We start from the raw sequence: 13277 nt of genomic DNA on the forward strand, positions 1-13277 counted from the left end.
CGACGTGCGCACGGAGCCGGACGGGGCGAGACACTCGCCGAACTCAGGCGCGCAGGCGCTCCCGCCGGAGCTGATCGACCTCGGGGAGGTCGAGGGGAGCCAGCTCGGTGACGCCGAGGGCGCGCGTCAGCAGCAGGTCGGCGAGTTCGGGGTTGCGGGCCAGCGCGGGGCCGTGCATGTAGGTGCCGATCACCGATCCCTGGACGACGCCCTCCAGCCCGTCGCCGACGCCGTTGCCGACGCCACGGGTGACGCGCGCGAGGCCGTGCGCTTCACCGCCGAGTTTCGTACCGCCACGGTGGTTTTCGAAGCCGGTGAGCGCGGCGGTGAGCCCGTCGAGCAGCGGCGCGGTGGTCACCTCGCCGATCGCGCGTTCGGCCTGCGGCGAGGTGGTGACGTCGATCAGGCCGACGCCGTCCACCCGCTCGCCCACCGAGGTCTCGTACCACTGGCCGAGCACCTGGATGGCCGCGCAGATGGCCAGCACCGGGGCGCCTTTCGCGGCGGCGCGCTGCAAGCCGGGATAGCGTTGCAGGTGCCGGGTAGCCAGCCGCTGGGCGGAATCCTCCGCGCCGCCCAAGGTGTAGATGTCCAGGGAATCCGGCACCGGGTCGGACAGCGTGATCTCCACGATCTCGGCGTCGTAGCCGCGCATGCGCAGTCGCTGGCGCAGCACGAGGGCGTTGCCTCCGTCGCCGTAGGTGCCCATCACGTCCGGCAGCACCAGGCCGATGCGAAAAGTACTCACGATGCCTGCTCCTCGAGGTCACGGTTGAGATCGCGGAACGCGGTGTAGTTCGCCAGCACTTCGACGTGGCCCGCGGGGCACGACGCGATGGCGCGCACCGGATCGGGCACCAAGGTGTGCTCCACGCCCGCGTAGGTCAGCCGCACCGCCAGGTCGGTGGCGCGCTCGCCCGCGGCCACCACCTGCACGCCTTCGAAGTGCTCGAACCGTACGTCCCACAGCCAGGACAGGTCCTCGCCGTCGGGCACCTGGCCGTTCACCGCGATCACCAGGCCCGCGGAGGTCGGCTCGATCATCGACAGCGCCTCCTGCCAGCCTGCCGGATTCTTCGCCAGCAGCAGACGCGCGTCGTGCTCACCGACCTGCACGGTGCGGTAGCGGCCCGCGATCTCGCGGACCGTGCCCGCGGCCGCGACGGCCTGCTCCGCGTCTGCGCCGAGTGCGACGGCGGCGGCCACCGCCTGGGCCGCGTTGCCGCGATTGGCCCGGCCCGGCAGCGCGAGCCGCAGCGGGAACCGCGCGTCCTCCGGCCCGACCAGGTCTTCCCCGTCGAGCCACCAATCCGGTTCGGGGCGTTGGAAATCCGCACCGGTACTGCGCCAGTGCGTGCCCTCCCAGACGATCGGCTCACCGCTGCGCGGGCAGCTGGTCGCGTCCATCGCCCAGCCGCTGCCCGCCGACACCCACACCACGTTGGGGTGGTCGTAGGCGATGGAGGTGACCAGGACGTCGTCGCAGTTGGCGACCACGACGGTGGCGGGGTGCCGGGCCAGCCCGGCGCGCAGCTTGCGCTCGATCATGTTGATCTCGCCGACCCGGTCGAGCTGGTCGCGGCTGAGATTGAGCAGCACCACCGCCGAGGGGTTCAGCGCATCGGTGACGTGCGGCAGGTGCAGTTCGTCCACCTCGATCGCGGCCAGCGGCGCGCGCCGGTGGGCGTTGAGCGCGGCGACGATGCCCGCGTCCATGTTCGCGCCGTCGGCCTGGGTCGCGACCGCGCCGAGGGTGCTGAGCGCGGCGGTGGTCATCCGCGTGGTGGTGGACTTGCCGTTCGTGCCGGTCACCAGCACGGTGCGCCGCTGCCGCCCCAACTGGTCCATGACGGTCGGATCGATCTTCAACGCGATCAGGCCGCCGATCATCGAGCCCTTGCCGCGACCCGCCTTCTGCGAGGCCCAGGACGCCGCTCCCGCCGCCGCCAGCGCGAGCCGTCCGCGCACCGATATCTCTGCCACGTCGCGAGTCTATGTTCGCGCCGCGCTCCGGGCGCGCCGCGGTCGGGTGGCGTGGGCCACGCGGCTCAGTCCCGGTAGAGCTTGGCCGCGTAGTTCTCCGGCGAGTAGTAGCGCTCCAGTTCCTCCACCGTCTCGGTTACGTTCGTCTGCACCTCTTTGACCAGGCACGCAGCGCTCGGCAAGGTGTCCTCCGGCCACTGCTCGGGCTCCCACAGGTGGCTGCGCATGAACGCTTTGGCGCAATGGAAGAAGATCTGGTCGATATCCACCTCGACGGCGAGGATCGGGCGGTGCCCGCGCACCACCATGTCGTCGAAGTAGGGCGCGTCGCGCACCAGCCGGGCGCGGCCGTTGATCCGCAGCGTCTCGCGGCGGCCCGGGATCACGAACAGCAGCCCGACATGCGGGTTGGCCAGAATGTTGAGGTAGCCGTCGGCGCGCCGGTTACCGGGGCGCTCCGGCACGGCGAGGGTGGTGTCGTCGAGCACCCGCACGAACCCGGCCGGATCACCTTTCGGGGAGGCGTCGCAGTTGCCGTTCGCATCGCTGGTGCTCATCACCAGGAACGGGGAGGCGGCGATCCACTCCCGGTCCCTGGCGTGCAGCGCGGGCCGCTCCTTGGTGGCGGTGCGCGGCGCGACTTCGCCGAGCAACGCCCGTAGATCCGCCGGGTCGGTGATCTCGCTCATGATTCGATTCAAGCACCGCCCCCGCGGCGATGGCGATCGAATGCGGTTCCGGCGAAGGGGGATCGGTCACATCCGTTCAGACCGGCACGTCGAACAGGTTCGGCTGCCCGGCCGCGTAGCGGTCGGCGTCGATCCGGCGCAGCGGTTCCAGTTCGGGCGCGCGGAAGAGGGTGTACGTCCGGCAGCGCTCCGCGTTGGAACCGGCCACGTCCAGCAGCGCGTTCACCGCGGCGCGCGCGGACTCGTTGGCGCCCTCCATGGTCGCGAGGTCGACATTCGTGCGCACGTAGTCGCCTGCCAGGAAGAGGTTTTCCAGGGCGCCGTGCGCCTGCGGACGGTACTCCCACGACCCGGCGGTGTTGATCAGCAGCGGGTCGGCGTTGGCATTGCGCCGCTGCCCCTCCTGCCAGGTGATGCCCGGGTCGAGGAACCAGGAGTGCAGGTCGGCGTCGCCCAGCACCTCGCCGCGGTCGTCCAGGTGCGCCCGGATCTGCGCCCACGCCTCGCGCGCGATCTCCTCGTGCGTGCACTCCTTGGCCGGTTTGCCGAACAGGATGCCGGGGGTGTTCCAGTCGGAGATGTCCACCGACAGGCAGTCCCGCACAGCGCCGTCGCCGAACTCGGTCAGCTTGCGGCGCCACAGCTGGTTCTGGCTGATCGAGGTGAGCGACCACGGCGCGTCGATATAGGCGGTGTGGCCGCGCGAGATGTCGGCCGACCTGCGCAGATAGAACTGGATGCCGTTCATCCAGTCGGTGACGAGGTTGTCCATCCCCCCCAATTCCGGCTGGACGGCGAGCACCTGCGGCGACCACAGGGTGCGCGCTCGTTCGGCGGGCAGCGCGACGACGAAATAGTCCGCCTCGATCGTGCGCTGCGCGCCGGTTTCGTCGACGACGCGGGCCGCGACGATCCTGCGGTCGCGCACCTCCAGCTCGCGCACCTCGGTGCCGAGCGCGAACTCGGCCCCGAGTTCGCGGATCCGCCGCATCCACGGCTCGATCCAGACCGCGGTGGTCGGGCCGTTGAGCACGCGGTCCAAGCTGCCGTCGTTGCCGATCCCCAGCGGATTGCCGAGGAACTGCTCGCCCATCGTGCCGATGGTGCGCACGCTCGCCACGTTCTCCTTCGCGGCGACCATGATGCTGGTCAGCGTGCGCGAGAGCAGCGCGCGGAACTCGTGCGAGCGGGCGTGGCCGCCGACGAAATCGTGCCAGGAGGTGCGCTCCCACTGGCCGACGCGGCGGGCATCGCAGCTGGTGTTGAAGACCAGCAGGCGTTGGGCGAAGTAGATGCCCTCGTCGGGGGGCATCTTCAGCGCGGTCGACAGCGCCGCGCCGAGCGTTTCGCGGAAACTGTCCGGTGCGAATTCGGCGCGGGAACGCGGACCGAGCGGGACGCGGAAGTCGTCGCCGCCGCGGCGGGCGAATCGCGCTTCCGGTACCGCGACGAGGTTGTCCCATACGCCGTTCGCGTTGCCAGGGAACGGGATTCGGCGCATGGTGTCGGGCACGTGCTGATAGAAGCCAGGAAAGAAGCGGAAGCCGTGTTCACCGGGCAGGTCCGGTCGTCCTTCGACTCCGGTGCCCGGTACGCCGACGCTGCGGGCTTTGCCGCCCCACGCGCGCTTTTCGTAGACGGTGACCTGGAATCCGCGTTCGGCCAGCTCGTGCGCGGCGGTGAGACCGGCGACACCGCCGCCCAGCACCGCGACCCGTCTTCCGCCGGGATTCGCCGCGCCCGGCGTCGGTCGCACCGCACCCGCCGCCAGCGCACCCGCTGCCACTCCCGCCACGACCGTGTTACGAAGCAGTGTTCTTCGCGATACGGTCCATCGATTTTCTGCCATGCGCCGCTCTGTTGCTAGAACCGGGACCAACTTCCACGCCGGGCACTACTGTAAGGCGGCAATTCGAGGATCTCGCACCGACCCCGCGAAGCGATCGGTGCGAGGTACGGAACTCGTGCCACTGCGGGCGTGAGCGCTTCGGCGTCCGGGCGGCGCCGATCAGGTCGCGCGCGTTCGTCCGCCCGCGGCTTCTGCCGTCGGCGGTGCCGGATCGGGGCGTGACCTCGTCAGGCCGGGTGGCCGGAGCCGGCCGGCACGGGGGCGCTCGGTGCCATGGTGCGGACGTCGGCCGTCACGGCCCGCGGCCTGCTCGACGTGGCGGCGAACGCGCCTGCCAGCACCACCAGGCCTCCGACCAGCGACAACGGGGTCGGTGTCTCGCCGAGTGCCAGCCAGGCGGCGGCGATCCCCACGACCGGAACGAGCAGCGAGAACGGGGCGACCAGCCCGGCGGGGTAGCGCCCGAGCAAGTAGGTCCACAGTCCCGTGCCCGCGACGGTCGCCAGAACGGCGATATAGGCGAGAGCCAGCAGCGCGGGCAAACCCTCGGCTGTGCACGACTCGGCGAAGGCGCGAGCGCCCGTGGTCGGCCCTTCGGCGACCATGGACAGCGCGAACAGCGGCACCGGCGGCACGGCGGTGGTCCACAGCATCAGATGCAGCGGGTTGGCGCCCGGAGTCTCGGTACCCGCCAGGCGCGCGCCGATGTTGCCGAAGGCCCAGCCGAGCCCGCCCGCCAAGGTGAGCAGCACCGGGAGCAGGGTCGCGTGTTCCAGCCGGTCCCAGCCGATCACCGCCATGCCCGCCACCGCCACGGCGATCCCGGCGACCTGCGCCGGGCGAAGCCGCTCACCCAGCAGCAGCGTGCCGAGCAGCACGGTGAAAGGCGCCGAGGACTGCAGGACCAGCGAGGCCAGCCCGGTCGGCATGCCCACCCGCATCGCCGTGAACAGGAACGCGAACTGCAGGATGCCGAACCCGGTGCCGTACAGCAGGATCCAGCGCATCCGCACCGGAGGGCGCGGAACGAACAGCAGTGCGGGCACCGCGAGCACCGCGAAGCGCAGTGCCGCGAAGAAGAACGGGGGGAAGTGGTCGAGCCCCACCCGGATGGCGAGGAAGTTCAATCCCCAGAGCAGGACGACGGTCAAGCCGAGCAGGCGGTCGCGGTTGGTCACGCACTACATCGTGCGACTCGCTAATCATCAGGACAATCGAATAATACTGGATGAATAATGTAGTTTTGCTTAATGGATTACCCGGGCACATCCGGTCCGCCCATGGCCCTGGAGCGGCTGCGGGTGCTGCGCGAACTGGCCGATCGAGGCACCGTGGCCGCCGTCGCGGCGGCGCTGTCGATGACGCCTTCCGCCGTCTCCCAGCAGCTCAAGGTGCTGGCCAGGGAAGCGGGCGTGGCCCTGCTCGAACCCGACGGCAGACGGGTCCGGCTCACCGATGCGGGCCGCGCCTTGGTGGTGCGCGCCGACGAAGTACTCGCGGCGATGGATCGCGCGGTCGCGGAGATGGCGCACTATCGCGGCTCACCGCGCGGCCGGGTCCGCGTCGCGGTGTTCCCCTCCGGCGGCGCCCTGCTGCTGCCGCATGTGCTGCCCGGCATGGTGGACAGCGGTGTCGAGGTGATCGCGCGGGACGAGGACGTGCCACCGTCGGAGGTGGCGCGACTGCTGGCCGACTACGACGTGGTCCTGACCCACCGCGACGAACGCGCCGCGCCCATCGCCGATCCGCGCGTCGCGACCCGGGTGCTCATGCGCGAGCCGATCGATGTCGTCGCGGCGCCGACGCATCGGCTCGCGGGTCGCTCGGCCGTGACGCCGGAGGAGTTGGCCGACGAGACCTGGCTGAGCGTGCGGGGCGGATTCCCCGTCGACGACGTGCTGCGCTCGATCGCCACCGTGACCGGCGTGCAGCCGCGCATAGCGCAGCGCCTCAACGATTTTCGCGTCATCGAGACCTTGGTCGCCGTCGGCTACGGTGTCGCGCTCATGCCGCGCTACGCCGTGGGCCATCCCGACCTGGCGGTGCTGCGGCTGTCCGGTGTGCGTGCCGCCCGGATGTACGAACTGGCCACCCGGCCCCGGGCCGAAGCCCGTCCGGCGATCGCGGCCGTGCTCGCGGCGTTCGAATCGGCCGCCGCGTCGGCGACGGCCGATTCCGGGACGCCGCACGGAAAAGGCGCCGCCGCCCGGGCGTAGCTCCGGGCGGCGGCGCCGAGTCGGCCGATGAACCGGTCAGAATCCCGGCGGCGGCTGGTGCCGGTAGGGATGCTGGGACTGCGAGCTGACGTAGCCGAAGTCGTCGGCGACCATCGCCGCCAGCTCCAGCAGCGCTCGCCGCGTCGGCTTGCTCACCAGTTCCAGATCGATCTCCGCGCCCTCGGCGAGGTGGTCGTCGAACGGCACCACCTGCACCGCGCGGGTGCGGTCGAGGAACAGCTTGCGCAGCTGGTCGAGATCGACGGTGGACGCGCCGCGCCGGGAAGCGTTCACCACCACGACCGTTCGCTCCACCAGCTTGCCGTAGCCGTGGTGGTCGAGCCAGTCCAGCGTGGCCGACGCGCTGCGCGCGCCGTCGATGGCGGGCGAGGTGACCAGCACCAGGGAACTCGCCATATCCAGCACGCCCGCCATCGCGGAGTGCATCAAGCCGGTGCCGCAGTCGGTCAGGATGATGTTGTAGAACGACTGCAGAATGCCGATCGCCTTGCGGTAGTCCGCTTCGCTGAACGCCTCGGAGACCGCCGGATCCTGTTCACTGGCAAGCACTTCCAAGCGGCTGGGCGCCTGCGAGGTGTGTGCCCGCACGTCGGAGTACCTGGTGATGTGCTGGTCTTCGAGGAGGTTGCGCACGGTGGAGCGGGTCTGCCGCGGCACCCGGTGCGCGAGCGTGCCCAGGTCGGGATTGGCGTCGATCGCGATGACCCGGTCGCCGCGCTGTGAGGCGAAGGTGGAGCCGAGACCGACCGTGGTGGTGGTCTTCCCGACGCCGCCCTTGAGCGAGAGGATCGCGATCCGGTAGTCCCCGCGTACCGGCTGATTCACCCGGTCGACGAGGTCCTGGTAGACGATGTCGGCCGCCGACTCGCCCGGGTTGATCATGCCGCCGGACGCCTTGTGCACGGCACGGCGCCAACCGCTGCGCGGCGCCCTGCGGGCCCGCCTGAGCAGGTTGAGGTCGTTCACCGAATGTCCCGGCTGGCCGGGCTGCGGCACATGCTGCGGTTGGAACGGCGGTGCGGACAGATGCGGCGGACCGCCCTGCCAGCTCGGCATCTGCGGTTGCCCGAGCGGCGGCGGAGGCGGCGGTTGGTATGGGGGCGGCGGAGGCTGATGGGTCACCGGCGGGGGCGGCGGCGCCCAGCTGTAGATCGGGCCGCTGGGTTGATCCTGCTGCGGCGCACCGGATTCGGGCTGCGCGGAATCCACCGGAACCCGCCGGACCAAGCCGTCGCCGCCGATCTCCTGGCGGTACTCCCCGTAACCGGGATGGGGTCCGTCGGGAGGTGGAGCTATCGGGTGGCTACCGCTGTGAGTGGGCTGCGGCTGAAATGCGCCGGTAGGGAACGGCTCCCCCGGAAACGGCGACGGAGGGGGATATGAGCCCGGGCTCGGCGGGGCGTACGAACCGTAGGGCTCGGCCGGTCCGGCCTGCGGGGGAGCCCAAGCCTGCGCCGGTGCGCCTGCTTGCGGGTAGACCGTGGTCTGCTCCGTCGAGCCTTGCGGCTCCGGCTGTTCGGGCTGTGCGTCCGGCTGGGCAGGCCCATCCGCCACGTCGGATTCCTTCGCTTCCTCGCCGCCGATCGGTTCGGCCGACGGATCGGTGGCCGCTGACTCCGCGTCGCTGACTTCGGCCGTCTCCACGGAATGACTCTGCAGCCAGGGCGGTGAGGTCGGATTGTGGTCGTTAGTTGTCACGGTTCCCCCATCTGCTCGGGAATTCGAGCAGAGAGCTCGGCGCTTGGAGTGCGAATCCCACGCTAGCACGGGGTTCGCTACGCCGTGTCGCGGAAGGCGTGCCGGACGTGGGGAGCGGCGCGGCCCACAACCGGTCTGCGCCAGCGGGATCGGGCGCCGCGCGGTGGAACCGTCGCGACGCCCGTCCGAGTCCTTCCGGAATGCGCTGTCAGTGCGCCCGGTTCACCGCCGACACCACCGCGCGCAGCGACGCGGTCGTGATCGAGGTGGCGATGCCGACGCCCCACACCACCCGGTCGCCGATCGCGCACTCCACGTAGGCGGCGGCCTGCGCGTCGTCGCCCGCGGACATCGCGTGCTCGGAGTAGTCCAGCACCTCGACGTCGAAGCCGACCGCGGCGATCGCGTCGACGAACGCCGCCAGCGGTCCGTTGCCCTTGCCGGTGATCTCCTGCTCGACGCCGTCGACCTTCACCACGGCCACGATGGAGTCGACCCCGCCGTCGGTCTCCGACGCGGTGACCTTCTGGCGCATCCGCTCCAGCGGGCGGATCGGGCTCAGGTACTCCTCATGGAAGACGTCCCACATCTCCTTGGGCGTCACCTCGCCGCCCTCGCCGTCGGTGATCTTCTGGATCGCCTGGGAGAACTCGATCTGCAACCGCCGGGGCAGCGCCAGCCCGTGGTCGGTCTTCATGATGTAGGCGACGCCGCCCTTGCCGGACTGCGAGTTGACCCGGATCACCGCCTCGTAGGTGCGGCCGACGTCCTTCGGGTCGATCGGCAGGTAGGGCACCTCCCAGACGATGTCGTCGACATCCGCCCCTGCGGCGTCGGCCGTGGCCTTCATCGCGTCCAGGCCCTTGTTGATGGCGTCCTGGTGGCTGCCGGAGAACGCGGTGTAGACCAGGTCGCCGCCGTACGGGTGGCGCTCGTGCACCGGCAGCTGGTTGCAGTATTCGACGGTCCGGCGGATCTCATCGATGTCGGAGAAGTTGATCTGCGGGTCGATGCCGCGGGAGAACATGTTCATCCCCAGCGTGACCAAGCAGACGTTGCCGGTGCGCTCGCCGTTGCCGAACAGGCAGCCCTCGATCCGGTCGGCGCCCGCCTGGTAGCCCAGCTCGGCGGCGGCCACCGCGGTGCCGCGGTCGTTGTGCGGGTGCAGCGACAGCACGATCGAGTCGCGGCGGGCCAGGTTGCGGCTCATCCACTCGATCGAGTCGGCGTAGACGTTCGGCGTGGCCATCTCCACGGTGGCGGGCAGGTTGATGATCAGCGGCTTGTCCGGCGTCGGGGCGATGATCGCCGAGACCGCGTCGCAGACGTCCTTGGCGTACTCCAGTTCGGTGCCGGTGTAGGACTCCGGGCTGTACTCGTAGCGCCACGAGGTGTCCGGGTAGCGCTGCTCGATCTCCAGGCACAGCGCGGCGGCGTCGGTGGCGATCTTCTTCACCGCCTCGCGGTCGGCGCGGAACACCACCTTCCGCTGCAGGATCGAGGTGGAGTTGTAGAAGTGCACGATGACGCTCTGCGCGCCCGCGCATGCTTCGAACGTGCGTTCGATCAGCTCCGGGCGGCACTGGGTCAGCACCTGGATGGTCACGTCGTCGGGGATCGCGCCGTCCTCGATGATCTCGCGGACGAAGTCGAAATCGGTCTGGCTCGCCGAAGGGAACCCGACCTCGATCTCCTTGTAGCCCATCCGCACCAGCAGGTCGAACATGCGGCGCTTGCGGGCGGGGCTCATCGGATCGATCAACGCTTGGTTGCCGTCACGCAGGTCGACCGCGCACCAGCCCGGCGCCCGGTCGATGACCCGGTCCGGCCAGGTGCGGTCGGGCAGCGTGACCGGCTCGACCTCCTCGGCGAACGGCCGGTACCGGAACGTGGGCATCGAGGAGTTCTTCTGTGTGTTCCACCCGGGCTGGTCGGCTGGGGCGGGCTTGCTCGGCGCGGTGATGGTGCGCGCGGCGGATACGAATGCGTCAGCAGGGGACATGGGGGTTTCTCCCGAGGATGTCGTTTTTCCCAATGGGCTGGGTCGACCGGCGCGGCAAAACCCCGCGACGGGAGCCGGTCCGATCAGACCCCGTCGCGGCGGTCGAGAAGAAGTGCCCGCTGCATGATGTCCGCGAGTTTACCGTGCCGCTGTTCGCGCGGGAAGGGAGGTCCATCATCGGGTGATCCGACGACCCGGCTACCGTTCGGTCCGGCAGTGGACAACGCTTGTACGGGCCCGTGGTCCGACGGGACGTCGAAGGATTGGCTATGACCTGGCTGGAGCAACTGGCCGTCTTCGGTGCGGGCATCGCGGCGGGCGGCATCAACACCATCGTCGGCTCCGGCACGCTGCTCACGTTTCCCGTTCTGCTGGCGTTCGGCCTTCCCCCGGTGACCGCGAACGTCTCCAACACCATCGGTCTGGTCCCCGGCTCGATCAGCGGCGTGCACGGATATCGCAGGGAACTCGCAGGCCAGCGCGACCGGCTGGTGCGGCTGGGCACCGCGTCGTTGCTCGGCGGCATCACCGGCGCGGTCCTGCTGCTGGTCTTACCGGCCGGCGCGTTCAAGGCGATCGTGCCCATATTGATCATCCTGGCACTGGTGCTGGTGGTCGTGCAGCCGCGATTGGCGGACTGGGTCAAACGCCGCAGGGAGAACGACGGCGCCCCGGCGCCCGCGCACGGCGGCCCCGTCCTGTTCGCCGCGATCTTCGCCACAGGTGTCTACGGCGGGTACTTCGGAGCCGCTCAAGGCGTGCTGCTGATCGGTTTGCTGGGCGTTTTCGTCCACGACGACATCCAGCGCCTCAACGGAGTGAAGAACGCGCTCGCCCTGATCGTGAACGCGGTGTCGGCGCTGATCTTCATCGTCGTGGCGGACGTCGACTGGCGTGCGGCGGTGCTGATCGCGCTGGGCTCGATCATCGGCGGGCAGCTCGGCGCACGGCTGGGCAGGCGGATGCCGCCGGTCGTGCTGCGCGCGGTCATCGTCGTCGTCGGCCTCATCGCGGTGATCCGCCTGATGGCGTCCTAGGAAGGGTCGCGTCGGGTGCCGAGGTCGTGTCGCGAAGATCTCAGGGTGGGATGTCAATCCTCAGGGGGACGACGCCCGCCCGCACGGGGCACAGGATGAGTGCCGTGCCTAGCTGGAAGATCGTCATCGCCGCCGCCCTCGCCGCCGCCCTTCCCGCGGTGAGCGGCTGCGGCGGTCCGCCGAGCCGACACGAGTCGGCGGTCGCCGAACTGGCCGCGCAGGCCGACGCGGCGCCGACGCCGCTGCTCGAGTGGGCTCCGTGCGCGGAGCCGAAGCTGAACAGGTTCCAATGCGCGACCGCGCAGGTGCCGGTGGACTACGCGCACCCGGACGGGCCGACCCTCGGGCTGGCGGTGGTGCGTCAGCAGGCCACCGACCCGCAGCGGCGGATCGGCACGCTGTTCTCCGCCGTCGGCGGCCCCGGTGGGTCGGGGCTGCGCTGGGCGGAGCAAGGGGAGCTGCTCGGCGGCGAGCTCGCGCGCCGCTTCGACGTGATCACCTTCGACCAGCGCGGTATCGGCCGGAGCGGGCAGGTGCGGTGTTTCGCGGACACCGAGCAGCAGCGGCGGTTCTGGTCCGGCGCGTTGCTGCCGCCGGCGAACCCCGAGCAGGAGCGGGCGGCCGACGCCGCGAGCCGCGAGCTGGCCGCCGGCTGCGCGGCCCACGGCGGCGCGCTGCTCGGGCACCTGACCACCGTCGACGCGGCACGCGACCTGGACCTGCTGCGCCGAGCCGTCGGCGATCCGCAGCTGACCTATGAGGGCGGTTCCTACGCGAGCTACCTGGGCCAGGTATACGGCGCGCTGTTCGGCGATCGGGTGCGCGCGCTGCACCTGGCGTCGGTGATCGACCCGGACACATACACCAACGACACGCGCAGCGCCGTCGAGAACCGCGCGGCCGGAACCGAAGAAGTGCTCGGTGAATTCCTGCGGCTGTGCGCGGACGCGGGACGGGAGCGCTGCGCCTTCGCCGCGCCGGGCGGCCAGGGCGATGCCGTTGTGAGCGGAGGTGCGGGCGCTCCCGTCCGCCCCGCCGACCTGCGCACCCGCAATGACGCTGTGCTGCAACGTCTTCGCGAGGGTCCGCTCGTGGTGGGGGCCGGAGAGCGGGCGCGGACGGTCACCTATGCCGAGGTGCTGTCGTCGCACGCGCTGTTGCTGTACGACCCGGAGCTGGGCTGGCCCGCCCTGGCCCAACTGCTAGCCGAACTGGAACGCGGGCCGGCGGGCAATCCCGACGCGGTGGGCGAGATCCTCTCGGCGACCGGGCAATCGGACGGATTCCTCGACTCGTTCACCGCGATTTCCTGCGCGGACAACACCTTTCCGCGTGATCCCGGCCAATGGCCGGGCATGGCAAGAGATCTGGCGGGCGTCAGTCCGACCTACGGCGCGTTCTGGTTGTCGTTGCTCCACGCCTGCGCCTTCTGGCCGTCCCCGCCCGAGGGGTATGCCCAGCGGTATACCGGGCCGTGGATCCTGCGATCGGACACCCCGGCAGTGTTGGTCGACAACCGATTCGACCCGGTCACTCCGCTCAGCGGCGCGCGGCGCGCGCAGCAGGAATTGGTGAACGCCCGGTTGGTCGTCGTCGAGGACGGGTACGGGCACACCCCGCTGAACGAATGCACCAGGAAGCTGCGCGAGCGCTATCTCATCGACCTACAGCTACCCGCCCCCGGAGCGACCTGTCGCCCCGATGAGCTGCCGTTCGACCGATAGCAAAAACGGATATCTGTTCACAAAACGGGAATACCGGTAATCTGCGCACGCTAAGCCT

At 70.3% G+C, this 13277-nt stretch carries 10 protein-coding genes; 3 read left to right on the top strand and 7 right to left on the bottom strand.

Going from position 1 to position 13277, the window contains the following annotated elements:
• Positions 1-43 precede the first annotated feature (43 nt).
• The 5 genes from ABZ803_RS27320 to ABZ803_RS27340 form a co-directional block, all read right to left on the bottom strand.
• Positions 44-748, bottom strand: a complete 705-nt coding sequence (locus tag ABZ803_RS27320) for a glutamine amidotransferase (RefSeq protein WP_062972307.1) — start codon at positions 746-748, stop codon at positions 44-46.
• Positions 745-1983 (bottom strand): MurT ligase domain-containing protein, encoded by a 1239-nt coding sequence (locus ABZ803_RS27325; RefSeq protein WP_357043535.1) that lies wholly within the window; start codon positions 1981-1983, stop codon positions 745-747. The genes ABZ803_RS27320 and ABZ803_RS27325 overlap by 4 nt, the downstream gene beginning before the upstream one ends.
• A gap of 65 nt (positions 1984-2048) precedes the next feature.
• Positions 2049-2672 (bottom strand): pyridoxamine 5'-phosphate oxidase family protein, encoded by a 624-nt coding sequence (locus ABZ803_RS27330; protein ID WP_357043537.1) that lies wholly within the window; start codon positions 2670-2672, stop codon positions 2049-2051.
• A 76-nt stretch (positions 2673-2748) separates the two neighbouring features.
• Complete coding sequence (locus ABZ803_RS27335; protein ID WP_357043539.1) at positions 2749-4521, bottom strand: FAD-dependent oxidoreductase; 1773 nt, start codon at positions 4519-4521, stop codon at positions 2749-2751.
• A 227-nt stretch (positions 4522-4748) separates the two neighbouring features.
• The gene (locus ABZ803_RS27340; protein ID WP_357043541.1) at positions 4749-5699 is read right to left on the bottom strand and encodes an EamA family transporter; all 951 of its coding nucleotides are present in this window, start codon (positions 5697-5699) and stop codon (positions 4749-4751) included.
• A 102-nt stretch (positions 5700-5801) separates the two neighbouring features.
• On the opposite strand from ABZ803_RS27340, the gene ABZ803_RS27345 reads away from it, so the two are divergent.
• On the top strand, positions 5802-6737 hold the full coding sequence (locus ABZ803_RS27345; RefSeq protein WP_357043788.1) for a LysR family transcriptional regulator: 936 nt from the start codon (positions 5802-5804) through the stop codon (positions 6735-6737).
• Between the two features lie 36 nt (positions 6738-6773).
• On the opposite strand, the gene ABZ803_RS27350 is transcribed toward ABZ803_RS27345, so the two are convergent.
• The gene (locus ABZ803_RS27350) at positions 6774-8402 is read right to left on the bottom strand and encodes an AAA family ATPase (protein ID WP_357043543.1); all 1629 of its coding nucleotides are present in this window, start codon (positions 8400-8402) and stop codon (positions 6774-6776) included.
• Positions 8403-8664: 262 nt separating this feature from the next.
• Positions 8665-10458, bottom strand: a complete 1794-nt coding sequence (gene leuA / locus ABZ803_RS27355) for a 2-isopropylmalate synthase (protein ID WP_357043545.1) — start codon at positions 10456-10458, stop codon at positions 8665-8667.
• A gap of 269 nt (positions 10459-10727) precedes the next feature.
• Here leuA and ABZ803_RS27360 point away from each other — a divergent pair, with 269 nt between their 5' ends.
• On the top strand, positions 10728-11495 hold the full coding sequence (locus ABZ803_RS27360) for a sulfite exporter TauE/SafE family protein (protein ID WP_357043547.1): 768 nt from the start codon (positions 10728-10730) through the stop codon (positions 11493-11495).
• 95 nt (positions 11496-11590) lie between these two features.
• Positions 11591-13219 carry an alpha/beta hydrolase gene (locus ABZ803_RS27365; RefSeq protein ID WP_357043549.1) on the top strand — a complete coding sequence of 543 codons (1629 nt, stop codon included), beginning with the start codon at positions 11591-11593 and terminating at the stop codon, positions 13217-13219.
• The last annotated feature ends 58 nt before the right edge of the window (positions 13220-13277 follow it).

This window comes from Nocardia sp. NPDC047648, assembly GCF_040642815.1.
GTDB lineage: Bacteria > Actinomycetota > Actinomycetes > Mycobacteriales > Mycobacteriaceae > Nocardia > Nocardia gamkensis.

What these genes read in the sequence shown, in the direction of transcription:
- ABZ803_RS27365 (WP_357043549.1), top strand. Translation starts at nt 11,591, where the DNA reads ATGAGTGCCGTGCCTAGCTGGAAGATCGTCATCGCCGCCGCCCTCGCC.
- ABZ803_RS27335 (WP_357043539.1), bottom strand. Translation starts at nt 4,521, where the DNA reads ATGGCAGAAAATCGATGGACCGTATCGCGAAGAACACTGCTTCGTAAC.
- ABZ803_RS27360 (WP_357043547.1), top strand. Translation starts at nt 10,728, where the DNA reads ATGACCTGGCTGGAGCAACTGGCCGTCTTCGGTGCGGGCATCGCGGCG.
- ABZ803_RS27345 (WP_357043788.1), top strand. Translation starts at nt 5,802, where the DNA reads ATGGCCCTGGAGCGGCTGCGGGTGCTGCGCGAACTGGCCGATCGAGGC.
- ABZ803_RS27330 (WP_357043537.1), bottom strand. Translation starts at nt 2,672, where the DNA reads ATGAGCGAGATCACCGACCCGGCGGATCTACGGGCGTTGCTCGGCGAA.
- leuA (WP_357043545.1), bottom strand. Translation starts at nt 10,458, where the DNA reads ATGTCCCCTGCTGACGCATTCGTATCCGCCGCGCGCACCATCACCGCG.